Below are 16503 nucleotides of genomic sequence, written 5' to 3'. Positions count from 1 at the left end.
CGCTAAGGCTGCCCTCTAAATTATACTTTATAGCGCTAACGGCCAAAAGTGCCGGCCGATTAGTATCGGAAGAGCGCCTTTACACTGCCACCGTCTTCGTTCACTTCGGCCAGCCCGTTGTAACTGCTCACAAACACCTTACCACCCTGTGCAAGTGTCTTTATAGCCGCCAGGTTAATCAGGTCGTCGTCGCCGCGCTGGTAGTTTTTGTGCACTTCGGCTACGGCACTCTTGGCATCGTAGCGTCCCCACACCGGGTTGCTAGGCGTGATGAACAGCGTATCCACGCGGCCATGCACGGCTTCGGCAGCCACCGTGGCAATGTCTTCGGAGGTTACGCCGGTGCCGGCCACGTTCTCGTAGCGGCTCAGCGAGTCGGTGTGGCTTTGCTGCATGAGCGGCTTCACCACTTCCAGCGCCTTCTCGTGTATCGTCTGCGGGCTCATGCCTGCCACGCTCTCGTTGAGGTTGATGTTTTGCGGCACGATGTGCTTGTACTTGCTGAACTTGCGGTACAGGGCGCAGTAGTGGTCCACGCCGGCCAGCACGAGCGGCTCTGTGGCGTTGTGCAGAATTTCCTGCAGGCTGTTGTCTATCTCATGGATGAACTCACGCACTTCGTCGTGCTCGTCGTCGCCTTTTGTAGCACCCGCCCCATGCACAATGTTCGAACCGTTCACCGTGGTAGTGGAGTTGTGGAAGTCCTGATCGTTGCCTTTGATGGTGAACTTCAGGGCCTCGTTAATGCTCTCCGGTGCGAAAGCGCTGATGTCTATCTGACGGATACGCTCAATGGTGGCCTCGTAGAAGCCGATGCGCTCGCGGTATAGTGACAAAATAAAGAAGCGTCCGTTCTGGCTCAGGATTGGCAGGATCGGCGTGAAGTAAAACTGATCGAGCACATACACTACATCCGGCATGGTGATAGGCAGGGTATAGTGTGCCGAGAAGCCTTTGGTGATAAACACGGCCAGCCCTTCGGCCTGGTGCCGCCAGAAGTTCGTGTCATTCAGGAGCTCTTCGGCGGGCTGCAGGTATGAGTTGATCTCCGTTTCCGCCACATCGTGTCTTGCCAACAGGGTGCGTGCTTCTTTTAGTTTGTTCTTAAAGAGTGTCTGGTTCTGACCATTCAGGGTTTCGTGGCCGGCGCGATGCGTAGGTATGTAAATAGAGATGCAAAGTGCGTCTTTCGAATTGCTCTGAACATTGAGCAGCTTCTCAATGTCGCTTCTGTTGATTAATGCCATATTTTCTAGCGGTTAAATGAATAAGGATATCTCAAACAATTAAATACTGCTGAAGCCCTGCCTAACCGACAGGGGATTGGCTTTAATTACGCACTAAACAAATGCACGGTTATTGATGCTTCCGGAATGAGGTAAGCTGTCTCTAAAAACAGAGCCGCCCATCACGAGAACATGACGGGCGGCTCTTGATAAAGTTATAAGGTATAGGCGTTCACCGGCGGGAAGCCCTGTTACTCATCACATGCTGCAAAATTTCCTTTTCTGCTTCCCGGTCTATGGGTCGTCGGGGTTTTGTGCTCAGGATGGTGCCATCTTCGCCTATCAAAAAGTAAGCCGGCACGTCTTTCAGGCCATACCTTCGGGCCAGTTCGTGCCCTTGTCCTTTCAGGTATAGCTGCACCCCGCCCAGCCCTCTCGACTGCACTACATTGCGCCAGGCTTGCTCGTTTTCGTCTACTCCTATGTTAATGAGCACCACATCGTGAGGCTGCAGTTTACGGGCCAGCTCCTGGGCATGCGGTTGCTCCACCATGCACAGGCCGCAGTCGGTACGCCAGAAGCCCAGGTACACAATCTTGCCTTTGAAATCGCTCAGGTTCACCAGCTGGCCGTTGATGTCCTGCAGGCTAAAGTCAGGGGCTGCACTGCCTATACCCAGGCCGGGGTGACTTTCGTACTGGCGCAGCAAGGTAGCGTGCACATCGGCTATACCTTTGTTTTGGCTGAAGTCCTGCAGCATGGCAGGCAGGTGCAGCACATTGCCCTGTTGTAACGACTGGCGTATAAGGTAGGCCTGCGCCATCAGGCGGGCCTGGTCCTGCAAGGTATAGCTCACCTCGTCGTACACTTTTCTGTAGTAGTGAATGTCGCTTGTCTCCAGTTTTGCCTGCTTGCCTATAAACTTAACATAGTTTCGCAGAAAGGTCGGGAAACTGATGGCCTCCAGGCTTGCGGGCTGCTCCATTTCGAGGTCGTCCAAAAAGTCGAAATAACCGGCGGAAGGGCTTAGCTGCACTGGCAGGCGCATCTGCTCGCGCATATCAAAAAAGGTAAGGCGGTCATTGGCGTAGCTGTAATCGATCTCAGCCAGTATCAGTTGCCGGAAATGGTCGCTAACCGGCCTGGCCTCTATTTTCTTCTCAAAAATGGCCAGCTGGTCTTCTTTGCGATATTCCAGAAACTTCAAAAACTCCTTCTCGGACAGCCTTACATTATCGGGCAGTGTTTGGTAATCCTCTTCTTCGTCGAAGCGGTAGGTATGCAGAGCCAGGTAATTGTTCTCATTAGCACCTTTGCCGCTGTATTTGAGCGATTTGAGCATTTTACCACCCGTGAAAGAGACTTGGAGTTCAAAGCCCGGCTCCAGGTATAGCGGCACGGATTCGTTGCCGTACACGAGTTCCACCGTAACAGGAGCGTCAACAGGAAGCTCCAACTTAAAGCGCCCTTTGTTTACCTGGGCAAAGGTGCGCTGCTCTTCCGGAAATAACAATGAGGGGAGTGAGGCGATGAAGATGTCGTCTTCCTGGCCTTTTTGAACTTTGCCCGTAACCGTGACTACACTTTGAGCCAACAGGAAATGCGTTGCCAGCAGGTATGCCAGCAATAGGGTGAGCATCCGTTTCATAGGTACGAGTGGGTAGGGGTGTCTTATGTAATCTAATTTTGGGTTCAATTAGCCATAAATAGGTCTTTACTGATTCTAGCAGCAAAGATTACAGCTAACGCACTCAACATTAATATTATAGATTATAATTCCATTTCCCAACACTGCCCCCGAAATTATATGAAAGATAGAAGCACTTCCCGTTTAAAGCACAATTCTAACCGAATAGCGAGGCAAATACCTCTTCTAATCGTCCAAAAGCGTGCACGTTGATGGAGAATTTGCTCAGGTCTACCCCTTTCTTGTTGTATTTGGAAATGTAGATGTCGCGGAAGCCCAGTTTCTCCGCTTCGGTGATGCGGTTCTCGATTCGGTTGACGGCCCGCACCTCCCCGCCAAGGCCTACTTCGGCCGCAAAACAGGAGGTACTAGGTATAGCGATGTCCTCGAAAGATGAGAGGATGGACGCGCACACCGCCAAGTCGAGAGCAGGATCTTCTACTTTGAGGCCACCCGCAATATTCAGGAACACATCTTGGGCACCCAGTCTATACCCACCGCGCTTTTCCAGCACAGCCAGCAGCATGTTCAGGCGCTTGCCGTCGAAGCCCGTGCTGGTGCGTTGTGGCGTACCGTAAGTAGCAGGCGTTACCAGGCTTTGCACCTCAATCAGCAAAGGACGGTTGCCTTCTAATGTGGCGCCAATGGCAATGCCACTGAACGCATCCTCACGCTGTGAGATCAGGATTTCGGACGGGTTGCTCACTTCACGCAAGCCTGTCCCCAGCATTTCGTAGATGCCCAATTCTGAGGTAGAGCCAAAACGGTTCTTGGAGGTGCGCAGAATACGGTAGGTCATGTGGCGGTCGCCTTCAAAAGTAAGCACCGTGTCTACCATGTGTTCGAGTATCTTCGGGCCGGCCAGGTTGCCCTCTTTGGTGATGTGGCCGATCAGGAACACGGGCGTGCCACTCTCTTTGGCGAACTTAAGCAGCTCGGCCGTGCACTCGCGCACCTGGCTCACACTGCCGGCCCCTGCCTCTATAAAGGATGAGTGCAGCGTCTGGATAGAGTCGATGATGAGGACCTGCGGGCGCAGCTGCTCTATTTGCTTGAAAATGTTCTGGGTGCCGGTCTCGGTCAGGATAAAGCAGTCGGAGGTCTGGGCGTTGAGGCGCTCGGCCCGCATCTTGATCTGGTGCTCGCTTTCCTCGCCGCTCACGTACAGCACCCGCAGACCGGTCAGGCTCAGGGCGATCTGCAGCATAAGCGTAGACTTGCCTATACCTGGCTCACCACCGATCAGCACCATAGAGCCCGGCACAATGCCGCCGCCCAGCACGCGGTTCAGTTCCTGGTCCACGGTCTGGATGCGCTGCTGCTCCTGGTAGTTAATGTCTGCGATGGGCTTGGGTTTGTTGGCCATCTGTGCCGAACTGCTCGTGTTGCCCACTTTCCACACGCTGGAAGGGGTGAGTTCCTCGCGCTGCACCACTTCCTCCACATAGGTGTTCCACTCGCCACAGGCAGGGCACTTACCGATCCACTTGGCCGATTGCGCGCCGCAGTTCTGACAGAAATAGGATGTTTTGATTTTAGCCATACTACGAAGATACGCATAAAAGACCGATTTACAGTGGCTTCAGCCTCCCCCTGTTTCAAAGGTATTACTCCTGGCGAACTATACCCTAAAAGGCCAAAACAAAAGAATTATGCTATATTCGATGACATCAACCCCGCTTCCATGACCTTTACCAGAAACATCGCCTGCACCACGCTGTTGTTGCTGGCAGGCCTCTCTGCTGTGAAGGCCCAACGGTTACTTCCATCTGCCTATTTAATTACTTCGTCATCTGAGAGTGGTCATATTGAAGACCTAAACCCCAAAATGAATGGCTACACGCTGGGCTTTGTATTAGGCGGAGGCATGCAGTTTCGGCATTTCTCTGTGGATGCTCGCTTCAACCGTGATATTGCCAACAGCAACGAGCTGGACAACAGACTTTATTTCAATACGGTGCAACTTGGCCTGGGCTATACCTTCAAACATCATCGCTTCTGCTTATTTGGCTCCTGGCCCTAAGCCTGTTCTGACTGCACGGCTTCCTCCTCCGGCACTTGCCTGAAGTATACTTTAAACGTAGTGCCTACGCCCAGTTCGCTCTCCAGCTCTATGCGCCCTCCGTTGTTTTCGATAATGCGCTTTACAATGTACAGGCCTATACCTGTGCCTTCCACGTGGTTGTGCAGCCGCTTGAACATGTTGAAGAGCTTTTGTTCCTGCCCCTTCTTAATGCCAAGGCCGTTGTCCTGCACGCGCAATACCACATAGTCGCCCTCCAGATAGGTGCTGATGTGCACCTCCGGCGTTAGGTCTGGTTTGCGGTACTTCAGTGCGTTAGAGACCAGGTTGTAGATGATGCTGCGCAGGTTTTTACGGGCATACAACAGGTTCTTCACCTGAAAGTCTACCTCCACATGGGCGTTGGACTCTTTAGCAAGGCTGTCAATATCCAGCATTACATCCTGAAACACATGCTCAAACACCAGTGGCTCTGCTTTGGCATGCAGTCCCTTTTGCACTTTGGTGATCTCGGCCAGGTCGGCAATCGTTCGTTTCAGCTTATCGATGGCCTCAGCCAGCATATCGAGGAGTTGTTTGTCTTCTCCTTCGAGCTTGCCTTCCAGAATGTCGCGCAGCAAGTTGGAGAGGCCCTCCATGTTGGCGATAGGGGACTTCAGGTCGTGCGAGGCCGTGTAAACGAAGTTATCCAGGTCGTTGTTGGTGCGCAACAGCTCCATATTTTTCAGACTGAGCTCCTCGTTAGTCGACACCAGCTTCGTGCGGGCATCCACCAGCTCGGTTACTTCCACCGCAAAAATGAGCACTGCCTCCGGTTTGCCCTTCGCATCCATCAGGGGCTGTATCACTATGTTGAAATAGCTCTGCATGAGGCTGCCGTTGTTGTGGCGATCGATCATGAGCGGTACTTCTTTGCCCACGTAAGCAGAGCCGCTGTCGAATACCTTCCTGATCTCTTCGAATATACCCTGGTACTCCAGTTCGGAATGTGCCTCGCGCAGCGTTTTGCCCACCAACAGACGGTTCCCGAATAGTTTGCGGTAAAGCGGGTTGGCCAATAGGTACTGCTCATCGGAGGCCCGTATGAGTCCCACCAAAGCCGGCACTTCAAGGAACAGCTTCTGCAGCAGCTCGGCGTTCTGCTTCACCTTGCGGTCGGCCTCCTTAATGTCTGTAATGTCGATGGCCGAACTGATATGTCCCAGGAAGTCGCCGTCGGTCCCGAAGCGCGGCGTGCAGGTAACCACCATCCAGCGGTACTGCCCATCGTGGCGGCGCATGCGTATTTCTGCGCTGAAATCGCTCTCGGCAGCCAGGGCGCCGTTATACTGCCCCTCAAAGCCAGGCATGTCCTGCGGATGAATGATCTGCTGCCAGCCAAAGTTGATGCTGTCTTCAAAACTCTGCCCGGTAAAGTCGAGCCATTGCCTGTTCACGTATACGCTTTGCTTCCAGACATCGAGGATGGTGATGATTACAGGGGCGTTGTCGGCCATGGTGCGGAAGCGGGCCTCACTCTCGATAATGGCCTGCTGGGCACGCTTCTCTTCTGTGACGTCACGCACTTCTATAATGGCGTAGGCCTCGCGGCTACCGTCTTTGATCAGGTGCACGGCACAGGAGACATCAAAGAAACTCCCGTCTTTTCGCACAAAAACCTCCTCGTATACCTCCTTTGACGTTACGCCACTACGCAGTGCATTGCGCAACGGGCACTCGGCTGCCGGGTAGGGTGTGCCGTCGGGCCTGCTGTGGTGCACCATCTTATGCAGCGACCTGTTCTGCATTTCCGAGAACTCAAAGCCGGTCATTTCCTCAGCGGCCGGGTTCATAAAGGTACAAATGCCGTTTGCATCGATGATGAACAGGGCTGCCGTGGCATTGTCGGTAATGGTTTGCTTCAGGCTGTTGGACCGGCGCGTGTTGATGAGCGACCAGATGATGAAGAACATCAGCAAACTGATGATTGTACCGCCCAGCAGAATGAAGTATGGGAGTTCGGTATCGGCGGAACGCACAAATGAGGGCTTAGCCGAAAAATAAACACGCCAGGTCTGGTTGTTGATGCTCAGAGTGTTCAGCATGTCCAGCTCCCTTTTTTTGGCAGCATGATAGTAGAGCACACTATCCGTACTGTAGAGCAGGGCGCTTTTATCTAAACTGGTGCCATCGTATACCTCTATGTCCAGGTCGCTGAAGTTGCTGCCCCAAGTGGCCCTCATTAGGTCTTTGGCCCGGAAGGGACTGTATACATACCCTTTGATGAGCCGCTGTCTTTCTTTAATCGACTCTGGCTCTGCGTTGTCTTCGTAAATGGGCAGGTAGATAAGAAAGCCTGCCTGCTCATCTACGCCAGTCTCCTGCACCAGCCTTACCTTGCCCGAGAGTGCCGGCTTTCGGGTATCGCGGGCCATTTGCATAGCCGAGCGCCTGGTCGAGTCGCTGAACATGTCGTAGCCGATGGCCCGGCGGTTGCGCTCGTCCAGGGGCTCAAGGTAAATAATGGAGGTATAGACAGAGCGGGAATTTTCGGGTCGGATGGCGAAGTCCTGAAAGCCTTCCCGGCGAAATCGATTAACGTGGGCAGAGAGTTCCCGCGGCTTTACGAAATGGGTATAACCCACGCCCTGTAAACCTGGGTAGTTTTCCTCTAGCTTTAGGGTGCGATAGTATCTGGCCCAGTCTTCACGGGTAACGGTGTCGGAGGCTACAAACAGCGCCTTGGCTCCTACCAGAATCTGGGTATAGTCGCGCATGCGCAGTTCCAGTGCCTGGGTGGCCTGCACTGCCTTTAGCTCAAAGAGTTTCTCGTTTCGCTCCAGTGCCTTCTTTTTGGTCTCCGAGTAAATAAAGAGGGTCAGCAAGAAAATAAGCAGAAAAGACGAAATCGCGATCAGATACTCCCGGACAAACGCTACCAGCTTGGAAAGTTTCATAGATGAAATGAACAGGCTATTCAAAAAAACACCGGCCTTGCGCAAAACAACGGCCGGCAATAGCACTTAGTTCAATGGTTAGGTCATCAAAAATAACTATTTTATTGAATCTGCGCCAACATTAAAGGGCCTTAAAATCCTTAGCCGCCAGCAGTGTAAGCCACCCCGGTTATTATACTTCCATTGCCCACCTTTGGCTGTATATTCCTGAATTGTCTGCATAAAATCGGGCTTTACGTGTTAATTTTACGCTAAATACTTTTACACTATGATAGATATTCTCAAAAGCCTGCTGTTAAGTTTCATAGCGGTGGCTATCCTGCTGCCTGTGCTGCGTTTTGCGCTGCGCCGGCTGTCGCCGGCCGGGCATCAGCTTCCCCTCAGTGCCGAGGAGTCGCGCTACATGCAGAAGAAAGAATGGCAACTAACAATTGCCTATTTTGTTTTCGCATCGGTGCTTTCTGTGTTCTTCTCCGGGGCGCTGGCCATGCTTTCCAGCATTTTGCACATGTCGCCCGAACACCTGTTTGTGATGACGCCGAACTTCAGAGCCTTTTTTGCGCCGGGCTTGCTGCTGGGCCTTACCACGGCGCTGTTGCCGCTGCGGCTCTCGCAAAGCACGTTCCTGAGCCAGGATTATGACCTGTACAAGCAGTACCTGCGCCAGCAGGAGGGGCTGCGCTCCACCCGTTTCTACGGTATCCTGTTTGGTATCATGCTTGTGTTCTCGCTGGTTGTGCTCTGGTTTGCCATGCGCTGGCATGTGGGTGTAGACGAAAACCAGGTACAGGTGACTAACCTGCTCAACCAGGAGCGCACCTACCCGCACAGAGCAATCGAGAGCATCCACTATACAGGTATAGAAGGAGAGTACCTCATTACGTTCGACGACCACACAGTCCTCAACACATCTTACCTCAAACCTGTTTCGTTGGATATGATTGCCCTGATGTCCGATCGCTCGGGCAAGCGCGTTATCCGTTAAATTTACCGGCAGGCGCTATACCTTGATTCTGCTTGCAAAGCGGCCGTAAAAGAATATTTTTTGTAGTTTTGCCGGAGTTAAAAATGATCCTTTAAACCTAAGTATAAACGATATGCAAGTTCGCGTAGAGAAAGACACGATGGGCCCGATTGAGGTGCCTGCCGACAAATACTGGGGCGCGCAGACACAGCGCTCAAAAGAAAACTTCACGATCGGTGGTCAGCAGATGCCGAAAGAGGTGATCGAGGCCTTCGCTATCCTCAAAAAGTCGGCGGCGCAGGCCAATGCCAAGCTGGGTGTACTGGCGCAGGACAAAGCCGATGTCATTTCGCAGGTATGCGACGAGATACTGGCTGGCAAGCTGGACGACCAGTTTCCGCTGGTGGTATGGCAGACAGGCTCGGGCACGCAGTCGAACATGAACGTGAACGAGGTGGTGGCCAACCGTGCGCACGTGGTACTGGGCGGCAACCTGATGGACGAGAAAAAGAAGATCCACCCGAACGACGACGTAAACAAGTCGCAGTCTTCGAATGACACCTTCCCGACGGCCATGCACATTGCCGCTTACAAGAAAGTGTTGGAGCACACGCTGCCCATGGTAAAGAAACTGCACGATACGCTGAAGGCGAAGTCGGAGGAGTTTATGGACGTGGTGAAGATTGGCCGCACGCACCTGATGGATGCTACGCCACTCACCCTTGGTCAGGAACTGTCTGGCTACGTGAAGCAGCTGGAGTACGGCATGAAAGCGCTGAACAACACGCTAGACCACCTGAAGGACCTGGCACTGGGCGGCTCGGCCGTAGGTACAGGCCTGAACACGCCTAACGGATACGCTGAGCTGGTTGCCGAGAAAATCTCGAAATACGCTGGTCACGATTTCCGCACGGCTCCAAACAAGTTCGAGGCACTTGCCGCGCACGACGCCATGGTAGAAACCTCTGGTGCCCTGAAGCAACTGGCTGTGTCGTTGATGAAGATCGCCAACGATATCCGTTTGCTGGCCTCTGGCCCACGCTCAGGTATAGCCGAAATCCTTATACCTGAAAACGAGCCGGGATCTTCGATCATGCCAGGCAAGGTGAACCCGACCCAGGCCGAGGCCATGACGATGGTTTGCGCCCAGGTGATTGGCAATGACGTAGCCATTTCGGTGGGTGGCATGAACGGTCACTTCGAGCTGAACGTGTTCAAGCCGGTGATGATCTACAACCTACTCATGAGTGCCCAGCTGATCGGCGATGCCTGCGACTCGTTTGATAAGCATTGCGCCGTAGGTATAGAGCCAAACAGAGAGCGCATCAAGCACAACCTGGAGAACTCTTTAATGCTGGTAACGGCCCTGAACCCGCACATTGGGTACGACAACGCCGCCGCCATCGCGAAGAAGGCCCACAAAGAGGGCACGACCCTGCGCCAGGCCGCAATTGAGCTGGGTCATCTGACGAACGAGCAGTTCGACGAGTGGGTGCGCCCAGAGGACATGATCGGCAGCTTGAAAAAGTAATTGTTGGATCAACATAGAAACAAGCTTTTAAGCTTGTGTTTTACATCAAGAAAAAGCAGCTCCGAAATGGGCTGCTTTTTTGTTTTGCCATAAAAAATCCTACTACCTATTTCTCACAACCGGGAAAAACAACTCGCTTACGATTTCAATCTATCAGAATACGGCTACAGCTATACTTAAATAAAATTCAATTTCATCAAAAAATTTAAAACTGATCTCGGTGAAGTTCGTATCCAAGAGCAATAAAGAAATTTAGTAAATAGCCTCACATATTTAGTGAACACAACATCTAATCAGATGAATCACTTCGAAACAGGGTGCATTTGATTCCGATCTCAAACAACTGCATGACATTATATAATACAATTTATATGTTTTAACCGCAAGGCTAATCCCCAGGATACTTATTTCATTTTCTTAAACCACAAGTCCTTCTATGAAAACAATAAATACAAAAACCCTTTCCATGGCCATGGCCAGTTTATTTTTACTCTCGTGCGAACAACAGAAAGACCTGGAAACGATTGAACCTATGGAGATATCGCAGCAGGATAACCTTGTTGGCTACGACCCAAGCACCTGCAACCTGGTACAGGAGATGGGAACGGGAGCCCTTCCGCGAAATGTGAACCTGATAGAGGAAGATGGGTTGATCATGACTGTAACAGCCCAGCGAAGAGGACACAATGGCAAATACCTGCCTGTAACCCAGGGACTACTACTTGACCCACGCGACCCAGCAACTGACCTTGTCAATCCCTTTGATGCGCAGATGCTGGGTATGTTTGGAGGAATACTGACTGTACCGGACGAAACAGGCACGAAGGCAAACCGTGATGGCGGACGCGTGATCATGGACTTTGCTCCTGTTGGCGTTGTTACTATGAAAACCATGGTTTTTACAGATGTTGCAACAGAAGATAAAGGCTCAAAGGTTGAGTTGTATAGTCGTAACGGGCAATTGCTGCATCAAAGAGAAATACCGACTGGAGCGAAGAACTCGGCTATAATCGTATCTTTTGGCAACATACCTGGTGTAGCCAAGGCCATTGTGACTTTTGGTGATGAGCGAAGCAAAGTAGGCTCTGGGGCTATAGCCAGATTGCAGCTTTGCGTAGATGGCCAGGGCCGTTACGATGAAACCCGTTACCGAGCTGTGCATACTTTATGGTTAGAGTATACGGGAGAGCAACCAGCCAATGTCACAGTTAAGTCTGTGCAGGGGGAGAACAGCGGCAGTGTGCTGCTGGAGGCAAAGGGCATGAAACCAGGCACCGCATTCAAGCTTGCAGGTTCACAGGCCAACCCACTAGTCAATCCGCTGGGAGAATTGCTGGAAATTAGAACACAACGCGGCGAAAAGCAGCTTATACCCGTAAATGCGGACCATAACGCTTCGATTAAGAAACAGTATGGCAGCTTCAGGGTAATAGAAGCCCGCTGTTCAGATTATCCGCTCAAGTTGGAAGAATAGAAATTGGCGATAAACAGTTAGAAAAGCAGTCCTGCGAGGGGCTGCTTTTTTTGGTTTATACAAGTTTATATTGCTTGTGCTATATTTATAACTTCTTTTCTATTACTATAAGTCTACTTCTATGAACAGGCCACAGACAATTCAAATTTTCTTACCAGATGGTAATCCTCGTAGTGTAAAAATTGCAGAAATCACTAACAGGGTTGTAAAAGCCGTTTTAGTGCCCAGGAATAAGTTAGAATACATAGCCAGTAGAGACGAGTTAAAGAATGTTGGCATTTTTTCTTATTCGGCGAAAGTGCAGATAGAGCTAAGCCGATGGTTTATATAGGAGAAGCTGAAGACTGTTTAGATCGAATTAAGCAGCACAACAGATCAAAGGAGTTTTGGAATTATGCGGTTGTTATGGTTTCCAAAATAAGTGCTTTTACAAAGTCCCATGCTAAATACTTGGAGCACATTGCTGTTGCAGAAGCGAAAGAGGCCAACCGGTTTGATACTGAAAACACAATTATCCCTAGTAAACCATTTGTCACAGAATCAATGGAGGCAGACTTGCTAGATAGCTTTGACACCGTTAAGATCTTGCTTTCTACTCTCGGGTTTCCCGTCTTCGATAGGATTAACAGAGAGACTATCACTCATAAAGAGCTTTTATCATTAAGAGGGGACAACGTCTATGCTGAAGGAGATTTGATCGATGATGGATTCGTTGTCTTTAAAGGATCAGGCTTAAAAGCTAATAACACGCCATCCTGCCATGACTATTTGATAAACTTACGCAATAAGCTAATTGAGGACCAAATTGTAGTGAATCTTGATGGCGCGTATAAATTCGCCCAAGATTATGTTTTTAATTCGCCTAGCACAGCTGGTGGAGTCATTCTTGGGAGGTCTACAAATGGCTGGACAAAATGGAAAAATAAAAACGGTATTACACTAGATGCATTGAAAAGGAAATAATGCTCAGCTATAACTCTGTCCTGAAATCAAATTAAGCTTACACTCTAAACTAGTTTTTGACTAAAGTATTTATCCACTATCCGCTATTTCACTTAAACTTTAGTAATAAACTATAACTGACATGCCCCATCCCCTTACTAACAAGCTATACCTGCTCGAAAAATTCCCGGGCAACGGCGGCTGGACCTATGCTGCTATACCTGAGATCTTACCCGACAAGCACGCCTACTTCAATTTGGTAAGAGTAAGAGGCAGCATCGATGGCTTCCAAATAAAAGGCTTCAATCTGATGCCGAAAGGAGATGGGCAGCTTTTTCTGCCGGTGAAGGCCGAGATCCGGAAGAAAATAAAAAAGGAGGCCGGCGATTGGGTGCAGGTGACTTTATACGCCGACAACACTCCACAGGAAGCATCTGAAGAGCTGCTCCTGTGCCTGCAGGACGAACCCGCTGCCTACCAGAATTTCCTGAAATGTACAGACAGCGAGCAGAAAGCTATCGTGGACTGGATCTATACTGCGAAAAACGATGAAATAAAAGTAGAGCGCATTGTGCAGACCATCCAAAAACTGCTGCGCAATTAAAAGCTGCACGAAAAATTAAGCCTTAACTTTGAGTCGTTGCATAGCCAACCTAAGGTATGGAGTACATTAGACTAACAGATTCATCGCATCATCTTTTTGAAGAAGCGTGGCAGCTGTATGAGCAGTCTTTCCCGTTGGAAGAGCGCCGGCCTCTTTCGTGGCAACAGACAATAATGCCACATGGTAACTACCGCTTCGAACTTGTTCTGCTAGAAGGAAATCTGGTAGGTATACTCTTGTGGTGGAGCTTTGAGGAGATACGCTTTATCGAACACTTTGCAACGGTTCCGGCCTTGCGGGGCCAGGGCTATGGCAAACTTATACTTAAGGACTTTGCAAGCCGTGAGGAACGTCCTGTTCTCCTGGAAGTGGAGCCACCACATACTGAAATACAGCGCCGCCGCATCCGCTTTTACGAGCAGAACGCTTTTATCCTGAACCACCACCCCTACCAGCAGCCTCCTTATCATCATGGTCAGCCACCGCTCAAGTTGCTACTCATGTCTCACCCCACTTCCATTTCCCACGACGCAGTATCGCGCTTTGTCAGTATGCGGCACCCGACCATTTATGAGCCCGGAAACATAATTTAGCGATCGCTTATTTAGATTCTCTTATAGCTTGAGCCTTCTCAACAATATCAGCCTGCTGTTCCAACCAGTCGCCCATAACTTTTAAAGCAGTTGGGGAGAAGGTTTCTTCTAATGCAAAGGGCTCATCGTAGGTGCCGGTAACAGAGGTTTGCATAAAATGATTGAGTTTTGGCAAGATTACTTCTGTGAAATTTGTATTGCCCCCCGCCGCTAATCCAGCTTTTATACCTGCCAGGTTAGGTTCTGCAGGTGTTTGAGAATCATTAGTACCGCTAACAGCCAGAACAGGTGCTTTAACCTTACACAGGTAAGGGGCTGGGTCGAAGCGTAGGTGATGGAAGTACCATGGGTCAAGATACCTTTCAATGTACATACTGCTATAGCTGGTGTCCGTGCTTATGTTTATTTTATACCATTCGTTAAAGGTTAATCTAGCAGCAGCAGGGTCAGATGCTGTCGCGATTGTTTCATAAGCCTTGCTCTGAGCTATAAAATCGGTCATGTTATCGATTGCTTCATCCGAGTTCCCACGTTTTCTAAGCATAGTCCGATGGGATAACTTTTGTGATTCCAATCCATTCAGTCCAACGCCAGCCATAAATATGACACCTGCAATTGAGGTGTCTTCCGCCGCCAATATTTGTGCCACAAGCGATCCCTCGCTATGTCCTATCACATAGATATCTTTAACCTTCAATCTACTATCAGTTCGTAATGTATTCACAGCTGCCGCTGCATCGCGGGCAAAATCTTTGGTAAAGTTCCCTCCAAAAGTGCCAGATGATTCTCCCACACCACGTTCATCGTAGCGCAGCACAGCAAAGCCTCTTTTAGTTAGTTCATCGGCTAGCACCATAAATGTTTTATGGTAGAACTGCTCACTGTCACGGTTATGGGCCCCTGAACCGGAAAGCAATATTACCCCTGGAACAGGCTTTTTGCCTTTCGGCGCTGTGATGGTTCCACGTAAAACGATGCCAGGATCTCCACCCTTAAACTCAACTGGCATAATCGCATAGGAGAATGGAGCCTGTGGCGTTTGAGGCCGTTCGGGACGAAATGCATGCAGATCCGTCTCTTTTAAAGTTAGTGGTGTTTTGAATCCTGCACTTACTACTGTGAACATACCTTGCATTTGGGTGCCGTCACTTTTCAAAGCAAACTTGTACGTTGCCCCATGATCTGTGAAACGTAAGCGCAGGCTATCACTTCCAAGTTCAACCTGTTCAGCCCGCAAATCGTGTAACCCGCTGGCAGGTATGGATAAGAGCGCTTTGGCAGTGGTTGCCACCTTGGGGTTAAAGTCAATAATAAGTTTGATAGGTGCCGGCCCACCCAAATCTAGGTCACCTGCCCACATACCAGCTGGCAATAGCTGAGCTACTAGGTTTAATGGGATGTTTAGAAGAGAAAAAACAAAGAAAATCAGCAGTTTTCGTGGGTGTGGTTTCATAGACGATTCGGATTAGTATTTTCTTATTATATACTAAAATACAGGTATTAATTTGTAATCAAAATCAGCTGACATGGAGAAGCCTTTGATGCTCTAGAGGTATTGCCTAGAAGAGCATATTCAGCGCCCATTCTTAAGCATGCTATCCAAAACTGCCTTCTAGTACCCGCAGAATTAGTATCTGCCATAACCCTCAGTCACAACCACAAGTATGCTTAGTAAAGCTATACCTAAACACATACCTATGGACAAACTGAAAAATAAAGTGGCCCTGATCACGGGCTCTGATTCAGGCATCGGGCAGGCTACCGCCATCGAATATGCAAAGGAAGGGGCAAACATCGTCATCACCTACCACAGCGATAAAGAAGGCGCGGAGGAGACGCTGCGCGAAGTTAAAAAACTGGGCCGGAAAGGCATCGTGCTGCAGGTGGACATCAGTGATGAGCAGGCGGTGGAAAAACTGTTCAGGCAGGCCTTACAGGAGTTTGGAACCATCGACATACTTGTGAATAACGCGGCTGTAAACGGCTCTGGCATCAACGTAGCTGACATGGGCACCGAAGTTTTCGACAAAACGATCAGGACCAATCTGTACGGCACCTTCTTCTGTTCCCGCGCTTTTATCAGGCACCGAAAGCAGGAGGGCGGCAAAGGAAAGATTGTCAATGTCTCGTCGGTGCACGAGGAGATTGTGTCGGCGGGCACGGCGGATTACTGCGCCTCTAAGGCGGGTGTGCGCAACCTGACCCGCACATTGGCACTGGAGCTGGCCGAAGATGGCATCAACGTCAACAACGTGTGCCCCGGTATGATTCTGACACCGATGAACCAGGAAGCGGTGGACGACAAAGAAAAGCGTGAAGAAAGCGAGCAGAACATACCGATGAAGCGGGCCGGCAAACCGGAAGAGATCGCTAAAGTGGCCCTCTTCCTGGCCTCTTCTGATGCTGACTACGTGACCGGTTCAAGCTATTTTATGGATGGCGGTTTGTCGCAGTACATGGGACAGGGAGCCTAGCGTATACCTTATTCCCCGGCCATCCTGTCATCTCATTCCCTATGGCGTA

General features: G+C 50.3%; 13 protein-coding genes. 8 read left to right on the top strand and 5 right to left on the bottom strand.

Annotation, left to right across the window (positions count from 1 at the left end; translation table 11 throughout):
* Positions 1-59: 59 nt before the first annotated feature.
* The 3 genes from BD749_RS11720 to radA form a co-directional block, all read right to left on the bottom strand.
* Positions 60-1247, bottom strand: coding sequence for a baeRF7 domain-containing protein (locus BD749_RS11720; RefSeq protein ID WP_101444510.1), 1188 nt, complete (start codon positions 1245-1247; stop codon positions 60-62).
* A gap of 211 nt (positions 1248-1458) precedes the next feature.
* Positions 1459-2874 (bottom strand): TlpA disulfide reductase family protein, encoded by a 1416-nt coding sequence (locus BD749_RS11715; RefSeq protein WP_245869075.1) that lies wholly within the window; start codon positions 2872-2874, stop codon positions 1459-1461.
* Positions 2875-3070: 196 nt separating this feature from the next.
* Complete coding sequence (gene radA, locus BD749_RS11710) at positions 3071-4456, bottom strand: DNA repair protein RadA (protein ID WP_101444508.1); 1386 nt, start codon at positions 4454-4456, stop codon at positions 3071-3073.
* A gap of 141 nt (positions 4457-4597) precedes the next feature.
* Here radA and BD749_RS19250 point away from each other — a divergent pair, with 141 nt between their 5' ends.
* Complete coding sequence (locus BD749_RS19250; protein ID WP_143741256.1) at positions 4598-4936, top strand: porin family protein; 339 nt, start codon at positions 4598-4600, stop codon at positions 4934-4936.
* On the opposite strand, the gene BD749_RS11700 is transcribed toward BD749_RS19250, so the two are convergent.
* Entirely contained in the window at positions 4933-7872 is a 2940-nt protein-coding gene (locus tag BD749_RS11700) for a CHASE domain-containing protein (protein ID WP_101444506.1), read from the bottom strand. The two genes, BD749_RS19250 and BD749_RS11700, sit on opposite strands and share 4 nt — an antisense overlap.
* Before the next feature lie 268 nt (positions 7873-8140).
* Here BD749_RS11700 and BD749_RS11695 point away from each other — a divergent pair, with 268 nt between their 5' ends.
* The 6 genes from BD749_RS11695 (at position 8141) to BD749_RS11670 (ending at position 13980) form a co-directional block, all read left to right on the top strand.
* Complete coding sequence (locus BD749_RS11695; protein WP_101444505.1) at positions 8141-8857, top strand: hypothetical protein; 717 nt, start codon at positions 8141-8143, stop codon at positions 8855-8857.
* A 112-nt stretch (positions 8858-8969) separates the two neighbouring features.
* A complete protein-coding gene (fumC, locus tag BD749_RS11690; RefSeq protein WP_101444504.1) occupies positions 8970-10367 on the top strand; it encodes a class II fumarate hydratase in 1398 nt (465 codons plus the stop codon).
* Positions 10368-10803: 436 nt separating this feature from the next.
* Complete coding sequence (locus BD749_RS11685; RefSeq protein ID WP_101444503.1) at positions 10804-11841, top strand: hypothetical protein; 1038 nt, start codon at positions 10804-10806, stop codon at positions 11839-11841.
* A gap of 318 nt (positions 11842-12159) precedes the next feature.
* Positions 12160-12804: a GIY-YIG nuclease family protein gene (locus BD749_RS11680; RefSeq protein ID WP_218972546.1), complete on the top strand. Its 645-nt coding sequence runs from the start codon at positions 12160-12162 to the stop codon at positions 12802-12804.
* A gap of 121 nt (positions 12805-12925) precedes the next feature.
* Entirely contained in the window at positions 12926-13387 is a 462-nt protein-coding gene (locus tag BD749_RS11675; protein ID WP_101444502.1) for a DUF1905 domain-containing protein, read from the top strand.
* A gap of 56 nt (positions 13388-13443) precedes the next feature.
* Positions 13444-13980 carry a GNAT family N-acetyltransferase gene (locus BD749_RS11670; RefSeq protein ID WP_101444501.1) on the top strand — a complete coding sequence of 179 codons (537 nt, stop codon included), beginning with the start codon at positions 13444-13446 and terminating at the stop codon, positions 13978-13980.
* A gap of 7 nt (positions 13981-13987) precedes the next feature.
* Here BD749_RS11670 and BD749_RS11665 read toward each other — a convergent pair whose 3' ends face one another.
* On the bottom strand, positions 13988-15433 hold the full coding sequence (locus tag BD749_RS11665) for an alpha/beta hydrolase family protein (protein ID WP_101444500.1): 1446 nt from the start codon (positions 15431-15433) through the stop codon (positions 13988-13990).
* A gap of 244 nt (positions 15434-15677) precedes the next feature.
* Here BD749_RS11665 and BD749_RS11660 point away from each other — a divergent pair, with 244 nt between their 5' ends.
* Positions 15678-16454 carry an SDR family NAD(P)-dependent oxidoreductase gene (locus tag BD749_RS11660; protein WP_101444499.1) on the top strand — a complete coding sequence of 259 codons (777 nt, stop codon included), beginning with the start codon at positions 15678-15680 and terminating at the stop codon, positions 16452-16454.
* Positions 16455-16503 lie beyond the last annotated feature (49 nt).

The organism is Pontibacter ramchanderi, assembly GCF_002846395.1.
Classification (GTDB): domain Bacteria; phylum Bacteroidota; class Bacteroidia; order Cytophagales; family Hymenobacteraceae; genus Pontibacter; species Pontibacter ramchanderi.
Note: the sequence above shows the minus strand (reverse complement) of the source record. Positions and strands in the feature narration are given on the sequence as shown.

Excerpts from the sequence above, each read along its gene's own strand:
- BD749_RS11720 (WP_101444510.1), bottom strand. The coding sequence starts at position 1,247 with ATGGCATTAATCAACAGAAGCGACATTGAGAAGCTGCTCAATGTTCAG.
- BD749_RS11675 (WP_101444502.1), top strand. The coding sequence starts at position 12,926 with ATGCCCCATCCCCTTACTAACAAGCTATACCTGCTCGAAAAATTCCCG.
- radA (WP_101444508.1), bottom strand. The coding sequence starts at position 4,456 with ATGGCTAAAATCAAAACATCCTATTTCTGTCAGAACTGCGGCGCGCAA.
- BD749_RS11670 (WP_101444501.1), top strand. The coding sequence starts at position 13,444 with ATGGAGTACATTAGACTAACAGATTCATCGCATCATCTTTTTGAAGAA.
- BD749_RS11665 (WP_101444500.1), bottom strand. The coding sequence starts at position 15,433 with ATGAAACCACACCCACGAAAACTGCTGATTTTCTTTGTTTTTTCTCTT.
- BD749_RS11695 (WP_101444505.1), top strand. The coding sequence starts at position 8,141 with ATGATAGATATTCTCAAAAGCCTGCTGTTAAGTTTCATAGCGGTGGCT.
- BD749_RS11685 (WP_101444503.1), top strand. The coding sequence starts at position 10,804 with ATGAAAACAATAAATACAAAAACCCTTTCCATGGCCATGGCCAGTTTA.
- BD749_RS11715 (WP_245869075.1), bottom strand. The coding sequence starts at position 2,874 with ATGAAACGGATGCTCACCCTATTGCTGGCATACCTGCTGGCAACGCAT.
- BD749_RS11700 (WP_101444506.1), bottom strand. The coding sequence starts at position 7,872 with ATGAAACTTTCCAAGCTGGTAGCGTTTGTCCGGGAGTATCTGATCGCG.
- BD749_RS19250 (WP_143741256.1), top strand. The coding sequence starts at position 4,598 with ATGACCTTTACCAGAAACATCGCCTGCACCACGCTGTTGTTGCTGGCA.
- BD749_RS11660 (WP_101444499.1), top strand. The coding sequence starts at position 15,678 with ATGGACAAACTGAAAAATAAAGTGGCCCTGATCACGGGCTCTGATTCA.
- fumC (WP_101444504.1), top strand. The coding sequence starts at position 8,970 with ATGCAAGTTCGCGTAGAGAAAGACACGATGGGCCCGATTGAGGTGCCT.
- BD749_RS11680 (WP_218972546.1), top strand. The coding sequence starts at position 12,160 with ATGGTTTATATAGGAGAAGCTGAAGACTGTTTAGATCGAATTAAGCAG.